16 protein-coding genes and 1 pseudogene are annotated in these 17,685 nt (G+C 63.7%); 5 read left to right on the top strand and 12 right to left on the bottom strand.

The genetic code is table 11. The features are described 5' to 3' along the window. Positions 1-2: 2 nt before the first annotated feature. On the bottom strand, positions 3-1,589 hold the full coding sequence (locus RCH10_RS18035; RefSeq protein WP_409053450.1) for a formate dehydrogenase beta subunit: 1,587 nt from the start codon (positions 1,587-1,589) through the stop codon (positions 3-5). Next, the gene (locus tag RCH10_RS18030) at positions 1,586-2,140 is read right to left on the bottom strand and encodes a formate dehydrogenase subunit gamma (protein ID WP_409053449.1); all 555 of its coding nucleotides are present in this window, start codon (positions 2,138-2,140) and stop codon (positions 1,586-1,588) included. Before RCH10_RS18030 ends, RCH10_RS18035 begins: the two co-directional genes overlap by 4 nt. 158 nt (positions 2,141-2,298) lie before the next feature. On the opposite strand from RCH10_RS18030, the gene RCH10_RS18025 reads away from it, so the two are divergent. Further along, a complete protein-coding gene (locus RCH10_RS18025) occupies positions 2,299-4,539 on the top strand; it encodes an NADP-dependent isocitrate dehydrogenase (protein ID WP_409053448.1) in 2,241 nt (746 codons plus the stop codon). On the opposite strand, the pseudogene RCH10_RS18020 reads toward RCH10_RS18025, so the two are convergent. The 6 genes and pseudogenes from RCH10_RS18020 to modA form a co-directional block, all read right to left on the bottom strand. Then, positions 4,540-4,787 (bottom strand): annotated as a pseudogene (locus RCH10_RS18020) (SDR family NAD(P)-dependent oxidoreductase); the annotation flags it as partial. It lies immediately after the preceding gene. Positions 4,788-4,908: 121 nt separating this feature from the next. Beyond that, positions 4,909-5,961 (bottom strand): NAD(P)-dependent alcohol dehydrogenase, encoded by a 1,053-nt coding sequence (locus RCH10_RS18015; RefSeq protein WP_409053447.1) that lies wholly within the window; start codon positions 5,959-5,961, stop codon positions 4,909-4,911. A gap of 93 nt (positions 5,962-6,054) precedes the next feature. Continuing rightward, the gene (locus RCH10_RS18010; protein ID WP_409053446.1) at positions 6,055-6,966 is read right to left on the bottom strand and encodes a bestrophin family protein; all 912 of its coding nucleotides are present in this window, start codon (positions 6,964-6,966) and stop codon (positions 6,055-6,057) included. A 276-nt stretch (positions 6,967-7,242) separates the two neighbouring features. Then, positions 7,243-8,004 (bottom strand): ATP-binding cassette domain-containing protein, encoded by a 762-nt coding sequence (locus RCH10_RS18005; protein ID WP_409053445.1) that lies wholly within the window; start codon positions 8,002-8,004, stop codon positions 7,243-7,245. Between the two features lies 1 nt (position 8,005). Further along, positions 8,006-8,659: a molybdate ABC transporter permease subunit gene (gene modB, locus RCH10_RS18000; RefSeq protein ID WP_409053444.1), complete on the bottom strand. Its 654-nt coding sequence runs from the start codon at positions 8,657-8,659 to the stop codon at positions 8,006-8,008. 19 nt (positions 8,660-8,678) lie between these two features. Continuing rightward, complete coding sequence (modA, locus tag RCH10_RS17995) at positions 8,679-9,455, bottom strand: molybdate ABC transporter substrate-binding protein (RefSeq protein WP_409053443.1); 777 nt, start codon at positions 9,453-9,455, stop codon at positions 8,679-8,681. 243 nt (positions 9,456-9,698) lie between these two features. Between modA and RCH10_RS17990 the strand changes: the two genes are divergently transcribed. Further along, positions 9,699-9,986, top strand: coding sequence for a DUF3297 family protein (locus RCH10_RS17990; RefSeq protein WP_409053442.1), 288 nt, complete (start codon positions 9,699-9,701; stop codon positions 9,984-9,986). Between the two features lie 90 nt (positions 9,987-10,076). On the opposite strand, the gene RCH10_RS17985 is transcribed toward RCH10_RS17990, so the two are convergent. Continuing rightward, positions 10,077-10,283 (bottom strand): thrombospondin type 3 repeat-containing protein, encoded by a 207-nt coding sequence (locus RCH10_RS17985; protein WP_323500987.1) that lies wholly within the window; start codon positions 10,281-10,283, stop codon positions 10,077-10,079. A gap of 126 nt (positions 10,284-10,409) precedes the next feature. On the opposite strand from RCH10_RS17985, the gene RCH10_RS17980 reads away from it, so the two are divergent. Next, complete coding sequence (locus RCH10_RS17980) at positions 10,410-11,210, top strand: TOBE domain-containing protein (protein WP_409053441.1); 801 nt, start codon at positions 10,410-10,412, stop codon at positions 11,208-11,210. Positions 11,211-11,227: 17 nt separating this feature from the next. On the opposite strand, the gene RCH10_RS17975 is transcribed toward RCH10_RS17980, so the two are convergent. The 3 genes from RCH10_RS17975 to RCH10_RS17965 form a co-directional block, all read right to left on the bottom strand. Continuing rightward, on the bottom strand, positions 11,228-11,536 hold the full coding sequence (locus tag RCH10_RS17975; protein WP_409053440.1) for a hypothetical protein: 309 nt from the start codon (positions 11,534-11,536) through the stop codon (positions 11,228-11,230). 566 nt (positions 11,537-12,102) lie between these two features. Continuing rightward, a complete protein-coding gene (locus RCH10_RS17970; RefSeq protein WP_409053439.1) occupies positions 12,103-13,239 on the bottom strand; it encodes a sensor histidine kinase in 1,137 nt (378 codons plus the stop codon). Between the two features lie 107 nt (positions 13,240-13,346). Beyond that, on the bottom strand, positions 13,347-14,564 hold the full coding sequence (locus RCH10_RS17965) for a helix-turn-helix domain-containing protein (protein ID WP_409053438.1): 1,218 nt from the start codon (positions 14,562-14,564) through the stop codon (positions 13,347-13,349). Between the two features lie 167 nt (positions 14,565-14,731). Here RCH10_RS17965 and RCH10_RS17960 point away from each other — a divergent pair, with 167 nt between their 5' ends. Together RCH10_RS17960 and RCH10_RS17955 are read left to right on the top strand one after the other, a co-directional pair. Beyond that, a complete protein-coding gene (locus tag RCH10_RS17960) occupies positions 14,732-15,226 on the top strand; it encodes a (2Fe-2S)-binding protein (RefSeq protein ID WP_187051045.1) in 495 nt (164 codons plus the stop codon). Between the two features lie 10 nt (positions 15,227-15,236). Next, on the top strand, positions 15,237-17,681 hold the full coding sequence (locus RCH10_RS17955) for a xanthine dehydrogenase family protein molybdopterin-binding subunit (RefSeq protein ID WP_409053437.1): 2,445 nt from the start codon (positions 15,237-15,239) through the stop codon (positions 17,679-17,681). Positions 17,682-17,685 lie beyond the last annotated feature (4 nt).

Genomic DNA, 17,685 nt, shown 5'->3' with positions numbered 1-17,685 from the left:
GTTCAGGCAGGCAGTGGCGCAATGGATTCGACCGCGACGATGCCGAAGTCCTGCGGGAAGTGGTCGAGCGCCGACAGCACCGGGAAGGGCGTCATGCCACCCATGGCGCAGAGCGAGCCGTGGACCATCGTGTCGCACAGGTCGCGCAACAGCTCGACGTGCATGACTTGCTCTTCTCGACCGTGGTTCGCGCGGATCTTGTCGATCACCTCGACGCCGCGGGTCGAGCCGATGCGGCAGGGCGTGCACTTACCGCACGATTCGATGGCGCAGAACTCCATTGCGTAGCGTGCCAGCTTCGACAAATCGGCCGTGTCGTCGTGCACCACGATGCCGCCATGCCCGACCGTGCCGCCGGCCGCCGCATACGCTTCGTAGTCAAGTGACAAGTTCCATTTCGACTCCGGCAGGTAGGCGCCGAGCGGACCGCCGACCTGCACCGCCTTGATCGGCCGGCCCGATGCCGAGCCGCCGCCGTAGTCGTAGAGCAGTTCGCGCAGCGTCACGCCGAAGGCCTTCTCGACCAGCCCGCCGTGCTTGATGTTGCCAGCCAGCTGAATCGGCAGCGTGCCGCGCGAGCGCCCGACGCCGAAGTCGCGATAGAACGCCGCACCACGCGCAAGGATCACCGGCACGCTGGCCAGCGTGATCACGTTATTGATGAGCGTCGGCTTGCCGAACAGGCCGGTGATGGCCGGCAGCGGCGGCTTTGCGCGCACGATGCCGCGCTTGCCTTCGAGGCTTTCAAGCAAGGCGGTTTCTTCGCCGCAGACGTACGAGCCGGCGCCTTTGCGCACTTCGAGCGAAAAATCGTGGCCCGAGCCGAGGATGTCGTCGCCGAGAAAGCCGGCCGCGTTGGCGATGCCGATGGCCTCGTTCATCGTGGCGATCGCATGCGGGTACTCCGACCGGATGTAGACATAGCCCTTCGTCGCGCCGGTCGCGATGCCGGCGATGGTCATGCCCTCGATCAGCATGAACGGGTCGCCCTCCATCGTCATGCGGTCCGAGAAGGTGCCCGAATCGCCTTCGTCGGCGTTGCAGACGATGTACTTTTGCGACGCGGGCGTGGCGAGCACCGTGTTCCATTTGATGCCCGCCGGAAAGGCCGCGCCACCGCGCCCGCGCAGTCCTGAATCCAGCACCTGCTGCACGATGTCAGCAGGCTGCAGGTTCATCGCACGGCGCAGGCCGGCGTAACCTTCATGGGCTTCGTAGTCGGCGAGCGACAGCGGGTCGGTAATACCCATGCGCGCGAAGGTCAGGCGCTCCTGGTTCTTGAGATACGGGATGTCGTCAGTCAGGCCGAGATGCAGGGGATGTGGTCTGGCGCCGGTCGGCACGATGAAGTCGACATCGAACAGGCCCGCGACATCGCCAGGCGTCACCGGCCCGTACGCGGCGCGACCTGCCGACGTGGCGACCTCGACCAGAGGTTCGAGCCACATCAGGCCGCGCGATCCGTTGCGCACGATGTGGACGTCGAGTCCACGCATTTGCGCCTCGTCTGCAATGCGGCGCGCCACGCGGTCGGCACCGACAGCGAGTGCGGCAGCATCGCGCGGGACGTACACCGTGACCGCATTCATGTTGTGGTCCCGACCGGCTCGGCAACAGCGACGACTTCGGCGATCAAGGCATCGAAAGCCCGCGGCGTCATGCGCGCGTGCAATTCATCGTCGAGCAGCAAGGCTGGCGACGAGGCGCACAAGCCGAGGCAAAAGACCGGCGCCAGAGTGAAGGCGCCATCTGCCGAAGTGCTGCTCTTCGCGCTGTCGTGCGCCGAACAGCCGAGGCGGAGTTCCGCATGCGCCATCAGCGCATTGGCGCCCATCGACTGACACGCCTCGGCGCGGCAGATCTGCAGCACATGCCGCGCCGCGGGCGCGCTCCGAAAGTGGTGGTAGTAAGTGACGACGCCGTGCACCTCGGCGCGCGACAAGTTCAATGCCTCGGCGATGGTCGGCACCTGGTCGGCAGGGACGTAGCCGAGCGCATCCTGCACGTCGTGGAGGATCGGCAGCAGCGCACCGGGCTCGCCGGCGCGGCGCATCAGCACGTCGCCCACGACGGAAGCCGCGTCGGCATGTGGTGAGGACCGGGCCGAGAGTGCAGGCGAGGGGTAGGTCAGTGGAGTCATCGTGTCCGGGAAAAGTTTCGACCTTCAGCGCCGGTCAGTCCAATTCAATCCAAAAATGGACCGATGCATTCGTGAAATCAGGGTTTTCCAGCGTTCGGACTGGCAGTCCGCTCGGCGACAGAGCGACAATTACGCATCTTCATCAAGGAATCACGCGCATGGGCACGACGACCGAACCGACCATCATTTACACGCTGACCGACGAGGCGCCGGCGCTGGCGACAGCGGCGTTTTTGCCGATCGTCCGCGCATTCACCGCGCCGGCCGGCATCACGGTCACCACCAGCGACATTTCGGTGGCGGCCCGCGTCCTGGGCGAGTTCCCGGAATTTCTGACCGAAGCCCAGCGCCGGCCCGACAACCTGGCAGAACTCGGCCGGCTCACGCTGCTACCGGACACCAACATCATCAAGCTGCCGAACATCAGCGCATCGGTGTCGCAGCTTCAGGCCTGCATCAAGGAACTGCAGGGCAAGGGCTACGCATTGCCCGACTATCCGGAAGCCCCGAAGACCGACGAAGACAAAGCGATTCGCGCCCGCTACGGCAAGTGCACCGGCAGCGCCGTGAACCCGGTACTGCGCGAAGGCAACTCCGACCGTCGCGCGCCGCTGGCCGTCAAGAACTACGCCCGCAAGCACCCGCACAGCATGGCCGACTGGAGCCAGGCCTCGCGCTCGCATGTGTCGCACATGCATCGCGGCGACTTCTATCACGGCGAAAAGTCGATGACCCTCGACAAGGCGCGCGACGTCAAGATGGAACTCACCACCGCGACCGGGAAGACCATCGTGCTCAAGGCCAAGGTGCCGCTGAAAGACGGCGAGATCATCGACAGCATGTTCATGAGCAAGAAGGAATTGATTGCCTTCTACGAGAAAGAAATCGAAGACGCGCACAAGACCGGCGTGATGTTCTCGTTGCACGTCAAGGCCACCATGATGAAGGTGTCGCACCCCATCGTGTTCGGCCACTGCGTGCGCATCTTCTACAAGGATGCGTTCGAGAAGCACGCCAAGCTGTTCGAAGAGCTGGGCGTCAACGTCAACAACGGCATGGTCAACCTGTACGACAAGCTCGAGACGCTGCCGTCGTCGCAGCGTGAGCAGGTCATCAAGGACTTGCACGCCTGCCACGAGCATCGGCCCGAGCTGGCGATGGTCGACTCGGCCAAGGGCATCACCAACTTCCATTCGCCCAACGACATCATCGTGGACGCGTCGATGCCCGCGATGATCCGCAACGGCGGCAAGATGTGGGGGGCGGACGGCCGCCTGAAGGACGTGAAGGCCGTGATGCCCGAGTCGACCTTCGCCCGCATCTACCAGGAGATCATCAACTTCTGCAAGTGGAACGGCAACTTCGACCCAAAGACCATGGGCACCGTTCCCAACGTCGGCCTGATGGCCCAGCAAGCCGAGGAGTACGGTTCGCACGACAAGACCTTCGAGTGCCCCGATGACGGCGTGGCCAACATCGTCGACCTTGCCACTGGCGAAGTGCTGCTCTCGCAAAACGTCGAGAAGGGCGACATCTGGCGCATGTGCCAGGTGAAGGACGCGCCCATCCGCGACTGGGTCAAGCTGGCCGTCACGCGCGCCCGCAATTCGGGCACGCCCGCCGTGTTCTGGCTCGACCCGTACCGCCCGCATGAAAACGAGGTCATCAAGAAGGTCAAGCTCTACCTGAAGGACCACGACACCACGGGCCTCGACATCCAGATCATGTCGCAGGTGCGCGCGATGCGCTACACGCTGGAGCGCGTGATTCGTGGGCTCGACACCATCTCGGTGACCGGCAACATCCTGCGCGACTACCTGACCGACCTGTTCCCGATCATGGAGCTGGGCACCAGCGCCAAGATGCTGTCGATCGTGCCGTTGATGGCCGGCGGCGGCATGTACGAGACCGGTGCTGGCGGTTCGGCGCCCAAGCATGTGCAGCAACTGGTGGAAGAAAACCACCTACGCTGGGACTCGCTCGGCGAGTTCCTGGCGCTGGCCGTGTCGCTCGAAGACCTGGGCCTGAAGACCGGCAATAAGCAGGCGGTCATCCTCGCGAAGACGCTGGATGTTGCAACCGGCAAGCTGCTGGACAACAACAAGAACCCGTCACCCAAGACCGGCCAGCTCGACAACCGCGGCAGCCAGTTCTATCTGGCCATGTACTGGGCGCAAGAGCTCGCGGCACAAACGGACGACAAGCAATTGCAGTCGAGTTTCGCCGCGCTGGCCAAGAGCCTCACCGACGGCGAAAAGAAGATCGTCGACGAGCTTGCAGCAGTGCAAGGCAAGCCTGCCGACATCGGCGGCTACTACCTTGCCGATCCAAAGAAGTGCGACGCCATCATGCGGCCCAGCGCGACGCTCAACGCGGCCTTGGCGTCAGCGCAGAGCTAGTTCGTGCCTTAAGGGAAGGGCGGTCCGCACCGCCTTCGTCATGTCGACGAGTCGCAAGACGTTGGTCTCGAACATGGCGCGCACTTCAGCGTCTTCGCCTTCCTCGATGGCAGCGAGATAGCCATAGCCTGCGTTGTTGACGAGCGCCTCGCTCGGCCGAAGCGGCGCGTGGCTTCGGCCACGACCGCCGCAATTTGCTCGGGCTGCGTCACGCCAAGAGCGAGGGCCAGCGTTCGCTCAGTCGGTCCCGATCATCACGCTCGACGCCGGTGGCAATTTCGAGTGTCACTTCAGTGGTGACTGGACCACGGACGATCGAAATGATCTTGCCTGGGAGGGCGTTGCGTGCACTGATTTTCATCAGAGGGTTTACTGCACGGTCGACATGTCGATGACGAAGCGGTACTTGACGTCGCTCTTGAGCATGCGCTCGTAGGCTTCGTTGATCTGCGGCATCTTGATGACTTCGATGTCCGAGACGATGTTGTGCTTGGCGCAAAAGTCGAGCATCTCCTGCGTCTCCGGGATGCCGCCGATCATCGAGCCCGCGATGCTGCGGCGCTTGGTGATCAGGCCGAAGACGCCAGGGGAAGGATGCGGCGTGCTCGGCGCGCCGACCAGCGTCATCGTGCCGTCCATCTTGAGCAGCGCGAGGAAGGGGTCGAGGTCGTGCGACACGGCCACGGTGTTGAGGATGAAGTCGAAGCTGTTGAGATGCGCCTTCATTTCGTCGGGGTTCTTCGACACCACGACTTCCTTGGCGCCGAGCCGCAGCGCGTCGGCCGATTTGCCTGGCGATGTGGTGAAGAGCACCACATGCGCACCGAGTGCCGCGGCGATCTTCACGCCCATGTGCCCCAGGCCGCCCAAACCGACGATGCCGACCTTGTGTCCCGGGCCGACTTTCCAGTGACGCAGCGGGGAGTAGGTCGTGATGCCGGCGCACAGCAGCGGCGCCACGGCGGCCAGGTCTTTTTCGTCGTGCGTTACTTTCAGCACGAACTTTTCGAAGACGACGATGTGGTCGGAGTAGCCGCCCAGCGTGTTGGCGCGCGAGACCTGCTCCTGGCTGTTGTAGGTGCCGGTCATGCCATTGTCGCAATACTGTTCGAGCCCGTCGGCGCAGGGTTGGCAGTGCTGGCAGCTGTCGACCATGCAGCCGACGCCGACGATGTCGCCGACCTTGAACTTGGAGACATCGCTGCCAACGGCAGTCACGCGGCCGACGATTTCATGGCCCGGCACGCACGGAAAAACCGATGGCCCCCATTCGCTTTTGGCGGTGTGCAGATCGGAGTGGCACACGCCGCAATGGAGGATGTCGATGGCAACATCGCGTGCGGTGGGCGTGCGGCGCTCGAAGGTGAAAGGGGCGAGCGGCGTGGTGGCGGACTGGGCCGCGTAGGCGTGGGTGAGAGTCATAAAAAGCTTCCGGTGCGTTGGCTTAAAGCTAGGCTTGAAAAATTGAACTCACGGAACATACGCCGTCCAATTCGCAGGCGCTTGCGAAGGGTTTCAAGTCAAGATGAAGTTGGCTGGAACCGGTTTCGGGGTTGCCGCGATTTCCCCCATCATCTCCCGTAATGTCGACTCGATCATGTGGGACATGGCGTCGAGAGCGAGGTCGTTGGCCGCTTCGCCGAAGGGCTCTTCAATCTCTGCGGCGAGCGCTTCGAGCGCAAAGAAGGTGTAGGCGATGAAGGCCACGATCACGGGCGTCATGGGGCCGATCGAATCGATCAGGCCAAAGGGCAGTAGTACGCAATAGATGTAGATCGTGCGATGAATGATGACCGCGTAAGTGAACGGAATGGGTGTGCTGGCAATGCGTTCGCAGCCGCCGAGTGCTTCACTGATGCGGCTGAGCGGCCATTCCATCGCCTGCTGCAACGCGGGCGCGAGTCGGCCGGCTTGCCGTTGGTCGCGCAGCCATTCGCCAGCCATCAGGAGCAGGACGGCGGGCTTGTACTGCACGGCCGAAAGTCGCTCGCATTCCGCAGGCGACAGCAGCCGTGCAAGGTCCGTCGTCGGATCGGTGCTGCGCAACTGATGCCGCAACGCATGCACGAAGGCGATCAGCCGTTGCGTCAACGCCGACGCACGCTCGGGCTCATCGACCAGCGTGAGCGCCTGGCGCACCAGCGACCGCGTCTCGTTGAGCAGGGTGCCCCACAGCGTTCGCGCCTCCCAGTACCGCGCGTAGCTGGTGCTGTTCCTGAAGCCGAGAAAGATCGCCAGCGTCAGGCCTATGAGCGAGAAGGGCACGAAATTGAGCGGGATCTTCCACTGGAAAACGCGGCCGTGGAGCAGTGTGATGGCGATGGCGAACAGCGTCGTCGCCAGCAGTTGCGGTGCGATGTCGCGAAGCACCGACCCGCGCCACACGAAGAGCATGCGCAGCCAATGGGGTCGGGGTCGGACGATCATGTGTGCAGGGATGAAAAGCGCTCATTCTGACGGCACTGTGCAGCACATGCGGCTGATCCCGGCACCGATGCAATCAGTCGAGAACGCGCACTTCGATGCGGACCAGGTTGCGCACGTGGCGCATGACCGTCACGCTCAAACAGCACCAGCACGCCATCGCCGACTGCTGTGCTGCGAATCACCGACCACGAGAACACGGCGCGGTAACCATCGGTCGCGGTGGCGAAAGATGCCAGGTTGTGCCTCAGCAAGCGAAAGAGGGTCCAGGCGCGGATGTCAAGGAACTCCGGTAGAGACGAAGACGGGCAATGCGTCGGTTGACACCTCGGGCGACGCATCGGCAGAGCCCGCCTCGACGACCCGCCCGTTATCGATATGAATGACCGATTGCGCCAGCGCTTCGACGTCTTGCGGGTCGTGCGTGACCAGCAACGTCGGCACCCGCACGCGGTCGAGCATTTCGGCAAGCTCGCGGCGTAGGCGCACGCGCAGCGGCGCGTCGAGCGCCGACAGCGGCTCGTCAAGCAGCAGCAGTTGCGGCTCCGCCGCGAGTGCGCGGGCCAGCGCCACGCGCTGCCGCTGACCGCCGGACAAGTGCCGCGGCATCGCATCGCGCAATCGGACCAGATCGAACTGCTGCATCAGCGCATCGACGCGCGCCTGCTGCGCATCGTCGGGCCGCGTGCCGAGGCGATGCACGCCGAACATCAGGTTCTGCGCGACGGTCATGTGCGGGAACAGCGCATAGTCCTGGAACACCATGCCCACGCGGCGCGAGCGCGCTGGCAGATCAATGCCGCGTGCCGAGTCGAGTAGTGCATGCGAGCCGATACGCACATGACCGCGCACCGAGGGCGTGAGGCCGGCGATTGCCATCAGCACGGTCGACTTTCCGGAGCCCGATGCACCCATCAACGCGGTGCGGTGAGCGGTCGAAGTGAAGCGTGAATGCAGCTCGAAGACGCGTTCGGAAGTCTGAAGCGTGAGCCGCAAATCGATGTCGAGCGCCGGAGCAATAGAAGGCAGTGAGGCAGTCATCTCAATGCCGCGCCTGCAGCAAGCGGCTCGACACCACGAGCACCGTGATGCACACCACCGAGATCACGAGCGTGAGCCATAACGCGAGCTGGTCGTTGCCGGCTTGCACCGCTTCGTACACCGCGATCGACAGCGTTTGCGTCTTTCCGGGCAGGTTGCCGGCGATCATCAGCGTCGCGCCGAACTCGCCCATGGCGCGCGCGAAGGTGAGCATGAGCCCGGCCGCGATGCCGCGCACCGCCAGCGGCAGCGCGACGCGCACGAAGACTTCGAACTCGTCGGCGCCCAGCGTCCGTGCCGCGTTGGCGAAGCGGCCGTCCACCTCTTCGAAGGCTGCCCGCGCGCCCTTGTAGACCAGCGGAAACGACACGACCGATGCAGCGATGACCGCGCCCTGCCAGGTGAAGATGAGGTTGATGCCGAACCAGCGATCGAGGTGCTGCCCGAAGACCCCATTTCGGCCGATCAGCACGATCAGGTAGTACCCGATGACCGTGGGCGGTAGCACCATCGGCAGCATCAAGATCGCGTCGATGATGTTGTCGCCGGCGAACCGGCGCCGCGACATCCACCAACCGAGTGCAATGCCCACCACGCCCGCAATGAGCGTGGCGATGAGGGCAACTTTGAGCGTCAGCCAGAGGGGAGTGAGCAAAGGGGCAGGCTCTCCGCACTCACGGCTTGGAGAAACCGAAGCGCTGCAAGATGGCTTGGCCCGGCGCGCTGCGCACGTAGGCGATGAATTCGACGGCCAGCGTGGGCTGCTTGCTGGTCGCGATCTGCGCGATGGGGTAGCTCACCGGCGTGGTGGTCGGCACCGTCAGCGCGATGCGCGTCTTGTCGGGTTCGATCATGGCGTCGGTGCGGTAGACGAAGCCGGCATCGACCTCGCCGCGCGCCACGTAGTTGAGCACCTGCCGCACGCTCTCGCCGTAGATCCACTTGGGCTGCAGCGTGGCAGTGAGGCCGGCCTTTTCGATGGCCTCGGTGGTGTAGCGGCCTACGGGCACGGTGGCCGGCGTGCCGGTCGACACGCGCTGGTACGTCGCGCCGCTCAAGTCGCCGAGCTTCCTGGGCGTTTCCTTGGCGGTGGCGGGCACGATGAGCACCAGCGTGTTGGCTGCGAAGTCGACCCGCGTCGGCTCCGCCAGGAGGTTCGCGGTCGCGGCCTTGTTCATCGTTTCCTGGTCGGCCGACGCGAACACGTCGACCGGCGCGCCTTGCTGGATTTGCGCGAGCAACGGTCCCGATGCCGCGAAGTTGAATGTGACCTTGGCACCCGGCTTGCTCTGCTCGAATGCCCGGCCGACGGTCTGGAACGCGTTGGTCAAACTGGCGGCGGCCGAGACCACGAGCTCTTGCGCCTGGGAGGCGGCGCTGCCTGCGAGCAGCACTGCGCACAAGGCCATGACGCGCAGTGGGACGGTCAGGCGGCGGGTCGTCGTCTTCATCAAAGCAGCTCCTTCGGAACGCTATTCAAATATGGAATAACGATGATAACAATGCGACGCGTCGAGCAAAGTTTGTGGCGAGTCGGTCGGCGTTCAAGAAGGACTCCTTGGCACCGGACAGTCGAACTCATCTGGCGCTATGCAAAAGTGGAATAGCGAAAGTGTAGAACGTGCAAAGCGAGCCTGCTCGAATCGCGTTCAAAATGAAGAGACTCGAAAGAACCCGGAACCGGACCGACATTCATGACCGACACAACCGCCACCGCCACCGCCACCGCCACCGCCACGGAATCCACGCAGAAGCCACAACTGCCCGACCACCTGTCCATCGATCCGCGCAGTCCGCATCACGTGGCCGCCGTCTTCGATCACGACATCGGCATCACGTTCAACGGAAAAGACAGGGTCGACGTCGAGGAATACTGCGTCAGCGAAGGCTGGGTCAAGGTGCCCGCTGGCAGGGCGCTCGACCGCAAGGGCAAGCCGCTGTTGATCAAGCTGAAGGGCAAGGTCGAGGCCTTCTACCGCTAGCTTTCGATCTAGCAGCATCCCGCTTCGCAAGCAGGCCACGGCAATCGGGTTGCCGGCGATGAACGAAGGCGCGCCGAGGTGGCGAGCCGATTAGCGATTCGGATTGTTTGGCGCCCGGTCGTAGCGGTTCGGGATGCCGTCGCCATCGCGGTCGCGATCAGCTCGATTCGGTACACCGTCGCGATCACGATCGCCATATGGGCGCGGCGGCGGTGGCGGGCGGCCCTGGTCGTACGGAACGGCGATACAGCCAGCGAGCATCGATGAGGCGGCGAGGATCAGCAAAAGCCTTTTCATGGGGACATCTCCTTGTTGAAAAGACTACCGTGCCCTGCACCAGCCTTTGGCGCTACCTGTCTGGCGCCTGACTTGCTGTAGGCCGGACGGAGGGCATAGCGATTCGGTGACCCGCACAATCCTCGCATGAAGACCCCTCGTTTCACCGATGCCCTGGGCCACAGCCAGAGCGACAAACGCATCGATATCCTGCGAGGCATCGGGCGCAGCGGCAGCATTTCTCAAGCTGCACGCGACGCGTCGGTGAGCTACAAGGCCGCGTGGCAGGCGATCGATACGCTGACCAACCTGGCAGGCGTGCCGCTGGTGGAGCGCGCGGTCGGCGGCGCGGGAGGTGGCGGTGCTTCGCTTACACCACAGGGCGTGCAATTGCTGGAACTGTCCGAGGCGCTCGACGTGGCGCGCACGGCCGTGCAACAGCGCTGGCGCGATTCATTGGGCGCTGGTGCCATTGCAGCAGGCGTCAATGCCAATTGCGTGGCGGAACTGGGGGTGACCCGGCTCGCGCTGCGCACCAGCATGCGCAACCAACTGCCCGCTATCGTCGCGGCCATCGACACGACAGGTCCAATCTCGCGCGTGGTTTTGCAGTTGGGCAATGATGCCGCGGTGACGGCGCGCATCACCCGTGAGAGCACCGAACTGCTTGGTCTGGTCGTGGGTATACGGGTGGTCGCGCTGTGCAAGGCGACCGCAGTCCGCGTTTGCCGCGCCGACGACGCGGTGCCTGCGGCGCATCCATCGAGTCGCATCGAAGGCAGAGTGACCTCGATGGAGCGGGGTGAGTCGGGCGATGAAGTCTCGCTCGTCTTTGGCAGCGGCGTGCAATTGGTCGGCTTCGCGGGAACGGGCAGTGGTTTGCGTGTGCGCGCTCGTGTCACCGCCGAAATCGATGAGGCGTCGTTGGTCGTCGCGCTGGCGGCTTGAGGTCGAGCACCTCGACGCTATCTGACGGGTGCACTGACCCCGGTAGACGTTGCGGAGGCACCGCGGAACGCCGCAAAATCTTTGACGGCGAGTTCGATCGGACGTGACGGGTCGGTGCGGTATTGGACCAACGCTTCGGCTGCGAGAAGGTCTCGGTGACGGCCGCACAAATCGACCCAGCTTTCTCCGCCCAGCCGGTTGCCAAAAACGTGCGAGAGCGTCTGCTCCGAAATGTCGGCGAGGATTTTGCCGCCATCGTTGCCATCGGGATAAAACGCAAACCGGATCGAGCCAAGATCGAAACGGTGAATGCCTTCGCATGTCATTTTGGATGTCTCTTGTTTATGTGATTGCGCGAAACGGCGCAAGCTCCGAGGAGCAGCCTGGGCTAGCCCGAAGAGCATTGGTCACCGCTCGATGCGTGTATGTGCGTTGGCGTACACCATTGCTCGTTGGCGGCCCCATGACAACCGGTGCAACGCGCGGGACCTTTCGCCTTGCGAACAGCGCGGTTGCTATTGAGGTCTCAAAGGCGCTGAATGATGTGCAGGGTCGCAATGAACCGAAGGTCAACAGGCCGACGGCGCTACTTCCTTCAACATCTGGAAGGAATGATTTTGGCTATTGTTAAAGACGTATGTATCGAGCAATTGCAGGTTGGTGACCTGGTGTATACCGGGTCGACCCGACACCTTGCCGAAGAATGGCAGACCGTCCGTTCCGTTAAGAGTCCGAGTGATTCGTCGACGACGTATGGGGTGGGCTTCGGGGGTCTGACGATAGAGCGGCAGTCCGGCACCAAGATGCGTGTGCAGATCGGCGAGGATCGCTGAATCGCCGGTCCCGGTCCATTCATGACTCCCCTCGGTGCATGCATGGCGAACTCCGATGGCTATTGAAGCGTGTAGCGAGGCAGGCTGATCGTGAATATGCAACCTGAGCCCGGCACGTCCCGGACCGTCAACGTCCCAAGATCCGCTTCGATGCTCTGACGGGCGATGGACAGCCCGAGTCCCAAACCGGCCCGGCTGTCTTCGTTCGGTTTGAACGGCACGAACATCCTCGCGGCGCCGCCCGGCGGCAGTCCACCGCAATGGTCCTCGACATCGATCAGGACATGCTCCCCGAAAGCGTAGGCGGTCAGCGTCACTGCGGAGTTTTGGTGCGTGAACTTGAAGGCGTTCTGCAGCAGGTTGGCCAGCGCCGCATGCAAGAGCTCGCGGTTCGCGAGGACCGCCAGCAACGGGTCGACGGTAGCCACATCGAAGATCGAAGATTTCAGATTGACATCGAGCCGGGCCGCCAGCCCGACATCGGCGATGAACGATGCAACCGAGAACGTCTGGCGCTGGTCCAGCCCTTCGCCCCTGACTTCGGCCGTGGCACGGCTGATCAACAGGCCGAGGGTAGATAGGCTGCGCTTCAGGACCGCGCCAGTTGCGCCACCGATCGCCAGATTGCCCAGTTCGAGCGCCCGCACGGCGAGGGTGGCCGTGCCGAGCGAATTGCGCAGCTCGTGCACCAGAAAACCCAACCTTTGCTTTTCGGCTGCGGTCTGGTGCGTCGATATCTGCGCATCGCGCTGAAAACTGAATTCGGTCACGGCGTCGGCGATGGCGTTGTCCAGGCAGCGATTCAGAGTACGGAATTCGGCCACGGCAAACGGTGCATCTCGCTCGAATGCCAAGTCGGTGATCGCCTGACACAGGTCGCCGTAGTCATGAACGACCTGATCCACGGTGTAACCGAGTCCCAGCAGTTCCTTGCCGTGCGCGGTGGCAGTGACCCCGATTTCCGACAAGGCCAGCGAATCGCCGCCAGAAGGTCCCGAGATAGCGATGCTCAGCGCGGGTTCATCGTCTTCTTCCGCAGCAAGCGTTCGGGTAAGTTGGTCCAGGAACATCGGCACACCGTGGGCCAGTTGCCGTTCGCTGGCGGCCCGCAGAGGGCGTTGCGCCACCTTGTCCTTGCACCTCGCGATCAGATCGTCGCGGTTACTCGAAAGAAATCGGTGCAATAGGACCTCCATGTCACTGGGCACAAAGCGTTGGGGATACCGGCAGCTCGTGCTTCGAAGGCGCTCTGCCCACTATAAGAGCTGGGATGCGCGATCAGTGTTCGGTGCCGCACATAAGGTCAGTCTGTTCGATCCCCCGGCCCGCGCCCGGAGATCTTCCCGTGCCACAGCTTCCGGTACACCGTCGCCCGGCTGATTCCTAGCGCGCGTGCGGCCTCGGCGACGTTGCCACGCGCATCGGTCACGGCTTTGCGGATGAGCGCGGTCTCGACATCGCGCAGACGTGGCCGATCGACGCCCGCAGCGGACACATCAGCACTGGCGCCGACTGCCTCTGGCCGGTCGCGCCCATCGTGACCACCACGCCGTGGCCGCACCCGCATGCGCAGGCCCGACCACAACGGCACCTCGACCGCATCGCCGCGCCGCGACGCGTCGAACAACATGTCCAACGGCAGCGCGAACAGGTCGTTGCAGTGCAGCGTCGCGAGCTGTCGCAGCAGCGGCTGATGCAGCATCTGCCGCGCGGCCGCATTGGCGCCGGTGACTCTGCCTTCGGCATCGATGCACAGCAGGCCGTCACTCGATTCGCTTTCCGCCGAGCCGGGCCACGCCAGATGCAACAGCAGTTCGCAAGGGTGGCGCTGCACCAGCGCGTTCTCGATGCCGCGCGCCGACTGCGATGCCAGGTGCCGCAGTTCTGGCCGCTCGGCCACCTGCACGCCGGTGAGGTCGAGCATGCCGATGCAGTCCCCCTCCGGCCCGAAGAGCGGCGCGCCAGCGCAGCTATAGACACTGGTGGCGTCGAAGAAATGTTCGCCGCCATGCAGCCAGACCGACTCGTGCTCGGCCAGCGCCGCGCCGATGGCAGTGGTGCCGACCGCGCGCTCCGACAGGTCGATGCCGATGCGTGCGATGTCCCGGGCGTGCCGGTCGGCTGCATCGGTGCCGCTGGGCAGGCTGCCGACGTCGACGACGATGCCGTCGGCGTCGGTCAGGATCGCGAAATAGCGGGTGTCGGCGATGGCACGAGAAAGGCGTTCGATGACGGGTCGCGCCGCGGATACCAGGGCGTGATGCTGTTCGGCGACGCGCTTTGCCACAGCCTTCGAAACAGCATCGAAAGTGACGACGTCTTGCGACCGCTGGCCAGCGTCGATGCAACGCTGCCATGACCGCGTGATCCATGGTTCGATGCGCGTTGCGCCGGCCGGCAGATCACGAGAAACCGCCTCGCCGTCGATCCAGCGTCGACGCGCCTCGGCGATGACGACAGAACGCGACGCATCAAACGGCGTGGGGGGAGTGGGACTGAAGGGGCGGACGGAAGCGGGCATCTGTTTCATTTTGAGAATTTCGCGGCTGTGGCGCAAGCGCCTAGGGTTTTGCCTAGGCTGAGGGCATGGTCACGCAGACAAGATGCCATCCGCCATAGCGGCCTTCACCACGGCCATCGCCCAAGCAGGCATCGCCTCAGCCATCACCTTCCACGGAGACAGCCAACATGCAGGTTCCCTTCACCGTCAACGGCCGCGCGGTCACGGTCGACGCACCCCCCAACACTTTTCTGGTGTTCGCGATTCGTGAGCATCTCCACCTTACCGGCACCCATGTCGGCTGCGACACCGCGCAGTGCGGCGCCTGCACCGTGCTGGTCAACGGTCGGGCGGTCAAGTCGTGCAACGTGCTGGTGGCTCAAGTCGCCGGCGCCGACATCACCACGATTGAAGGTATTGCCGAAGCCGACGGCACCATGCACCCGATGCAGGCGGCCTTCAAGGAGTGTCACGGCCTGCAGTGCGGTTTTTGCACGCCCGGCATGGTCATGAGCGCCATCGACCTGTGCACCTACCACCCGAAGTCGAGCGAGACAGAAATCCGCTCGCTGCTCGACGGCAACATGTGCCGCTGTACCGGCTACCAGAACATCGTGAAGGCCGTGCAGATGGGCGGCGAAGCGATGCTCGCCGGTCCGGTCAAAGCCACTGCCACGGCATAAGGGGATCACCATGGGCGCACCCGACTTTGCCAACCTGCCGCACATCGGCGAATCGCTTCGCCGGAAAGAGGACTACCGTTTTCTGACCGGTGCCGGTAACTACACCGACGACATCAACCTGGCGAACCAGACGCACTGCATCTTTGTGCGCTCGCCGCACGCACACGCGACCATCAAGTCGATCGACATTGCCGAGGCCATGAAGATGCCCGGCGTGGTCGGCATCTTCAGCGGCAAGGACATCGAGGGAAAAATGGGCGGGCTGCCCTGCGGCTGGCTCATCAACAACCCCGACGGCACGCCGATGAAGGAGCCGATGCACCCGATCCTGGCGATCAAGAAGGTGCGCTATGTCGGCGATCACGTCGCCATGGTGGTGGCTGAAACGGTCGAGCAGGCGAAGAACGCGGCCGAAGCGGTGGTGGTCGACTACGACGTGCACCAAGCTCTTGTGAGCGTCGCCGATGCAGCCAAGAAGGCAAGCGGTGTCGTCATCCATGACGAAGCACCCGACAACCAGTGCTACAAGTGGACCATCGGGGACAAGGCGGCAGTCGATGCGGCGTTTGTCAATGCAGCGCATGTGACCAAACTCGATCTGGTCAACAACCGGCTCATCCCGAACCCGATGGAAGCACGCGTGGCCATCGGCAGCTACAGCCGGGCCACCGAGGACTACGTGCTCTACGTGTCCAATCAGAACCCACACGTCGAGCGGCTGTTGATGACGGCCTTCGTGCTCGGCCTGCCGGAGCACAAGGTGCGCGTCATCGCACCCGATGTCGGCGGTGGCTTCGGCTCCAAGATCTATTTGTACGCCGAAGACGTGTGCCTGACCTGGGCGGCCAAGCAACTGAACCGCAGCATCAAGTGGACGGGCGACCGGTCGGAGTGCTTCCTTTCAGATGCGCATGGCCGCGACCACGTGAGCCATGCGGAAATGGCAATGGACAAGGACGGCAAGTTCCTGGCGATGCGGGTGCACACCGACTGCAACCTCGGTGCCTATCTGTCGACGTTCTCGACCGCCGTGCCGACCATCCTGTACGCGACACTGCTGGCGGGGCAATACACCACGCCGCAGATCTATGTCGAAGTGGACTCCTGGTTTACCAACACGGCACCAGTCGATGCCTACCGCGGGGCGGGTCGGCCCGAGGCGACCTACCTGGTCGAGCGTCTGGTGACGCGCTGCGCCTGGGAAATGAAGCTGAGCCAAAGCGATATACGGGCGCGCAATTTCATCACTGCCTTTCCGTACCAGACGCCGGTCGCGTTGCAGTACGACACCGGCGACTTCCACACCCTGCTGAACAAGGCCAACGAGCTGGCCGACGTCGCCGGCTTTGCTGCGCGACGCACCGCCAGCGAAGCGCAGGGCAAGCTGCGTGGCATGGGCTACTCGAGCTACATCGAAGCCTGCGGTATCGCACCCTCGAACATCGCCGGCGCCCTCGGCGCGCGCGCGGGCCTGTTCGAATGCGGCGAGATCCGGGTGCATCCGACAGGCAGCGTCACGGTGTTCACCGGCTCGCACAGCCATGGGCAGGGTCACGAAACGACCTTCGCCCAGGTCGTGGCGGCACGCCTGGGTATCCCGGTCGAAAATGTCGACGTGGTGCACGGCGATACCGGCCGCGTACCGTTCGGCATGGGCACTTATGGCTCGCGTTCGATCTCGGTCGGCGGCGCAGCCATCATGAAGGCGCTCGACAAGATCGAGACCAAGGCCAAGAAGATCGCTGCGCATTTGATGGAGGCCAGTGACGCCGACATCGAGTTCGCCAACGGCGAGTTCACCGTCAAGGGCACCGACAAGAAAATCCCGTTCGGGCAGGTGGCGCTGACGGCCTACGTGCCGCACAACTACCCGCTCGACAAGCTGGAGCCCGGGCTGGACGAAACCGCGTTTTACGATCCGACCAATTTCACTTTTCCGGCCGGTACCTACATCTGCGAAGTCGAAATCGACAAGCAGACTGGCGAGGTCAAGGTCGATCGCTTTACCGCGGTGGACGACTTCGGCACCATCATCAATCCGATGATCGTCGAGGGTCAGGTGCATGGTGGACTGGTGCAGGGCATCGGCCAGGCGCTGATGGAAAACTGCGTGTACGACAACGAGACCGGCCAGCTGCTCACCGGCAGTTTCATGGACTACGCGATGCCACGCGCCGAAGACTTTCCGCAGTTCACGCTGGCGACCCACTCCACGCCGTGCACGCACAACCCGCTGGGCACCAAGGGCTGCGGCGAAGCCGGTGCCATCGGTTCGCCGCCGGCCGTCATCAATGCCGTGCTCGATGCGCTGGCGCCGCTCGGCGTGATCGACTTCGACATGCCCGCATCGCCGCATCGCGTGTGGGAAGCCATGCAAAAAGGTAGCACCACGCCTACGCAACAACCGCAAACACCGTCGCTGGCTGGCAGCACCCAGGGCCGTCCGGTCGTCTGACCGC

Source organism: Variovorax sp. GrIS 2.14, assembly GCF_046115955.1.
GTDB lineage: Bacteria > Pseudomonadota > Gammaproteobacteria > Burkholderiales > Burkholderiaceae_C > Variovorax.
Note: the sequence above shows the minus strand (reverse complement) of the source record. Positions and strands in the feature narration are given on the sequence as shown.

What these genes read in the sequence shown, in the direction of transcription:
- RCH10_RS18035 (WP_409053450.1), bottom strand. Translation starts at nt 1,589, where the DNA reads ATGAATGCGGTCACGGTGTACGTCCCGCGCGATGCTGCCGCACTCGCT.
- RCH10_RS18030 (WP_409053449.1), bottom strand. Translation starts at nt 2,140, where the DNA reads ATGACTCCACTGACCTACCCCTCGCCTGCACTCTCGGCCCGGTCCTCA.
- RCH10_RS18025 (WP_409053448.1), top strand. Translation starts at nt 2,299, where the DNA reads ATGGGCACGACGACCGAACCGACCATCATTTACACGCTGACCGACGAG.
- RCH10_RS18015 (WP_409053447.1), bottom strand. Translation starts at nt 5,961, where the DNA reads ATGACTCTCACCCACGCCTACGCGGCCCAGTCCGCCACCACGCCGCTC.
- RCH10_RS18010 (WP_409053446.1), bottom strand. Translation starts at nt 6,966, where the DNA reads ATGATCGTCCGACCCCGACCCCATTGGCTGCGCATGCTCTTCGTGTGG.
- RCH10_RS18005 (WP_409053445.1), bottom strand. Translation starts at nt 8,004, where the DNA reads ATGACTGCCTCACTGCCTTCTATTGCTCCGGCGCTCGACATCGATTTG.
- modA (WP_409053443.1), bottom strand. Translation starts at nt 9,455, where the DNA reads ATGAAGACGACGACCCGCCGCCTGACCGTCCCACTGCGCGTCATGGCC.
- RCH10_RS17990 (WP_409053442.1), top strand. Translation starts at nt 9,699, where the DNA reads ATGACCGACACAACCGCCACCGCCACCGCCACCGCCACCGCCACGGAA.
- RCH10_RS17985 (WP_323500987.1), bottom strand. Translation starts at nt 10,283, where the DNA reads ATGAAAAGGCTTTTGCTGATCCTCGCCGCCTCATCGATGCTCGCTGGC.
- RCH10_RS17980 (WP_409053441.1), top strand. Translation starts at nt 10,410, where the DNA reads ATGAAGACCCCTCGTTTCACCGATGCCCTGGGCCACAGCCAGAGCGAC.
- RCH10_RS17975 (WP_409053440.1), bottom strand. Translation starts at nt 11,536, where the DNA reads ATGACATGCGAAGGCATTCACCGTTTCGATCTTGGCTCGATCCGGTTT.
- RCH10_RS17970 (WP_409053439.1), bottom strand. Translation starts at nt 13,239, where the DNA reads ATGGAGGTCCTATTGCACCGATTTCTTTCGAGTAACCGCGACGATCTG.
- RCH10_RS17965 (WP_409053438.1), bottom strand. Translation starts at nt 14,564, where the DNA reads ATGCCCGCTTCCGTCCGCCCCTTCAGTCCCACTCCCCCCACGCCGTTT.
- RCH10_RS17960 (WP_187051045.1), top strand. Translation starts at nt 14,732, where the DNA reads ATGCAGGTTCCCTTCACCGTCAACGGCCGCGCGGTCACGGTCGACGCA.
- RCH10_RS17955 (WP_409053437.1), top strand. Translation starts at nt 15,237, where the DNA reads ATGGGCGCACCCGACTTTGCCAACCTGCCGCACATCGGCGAATCGCTT.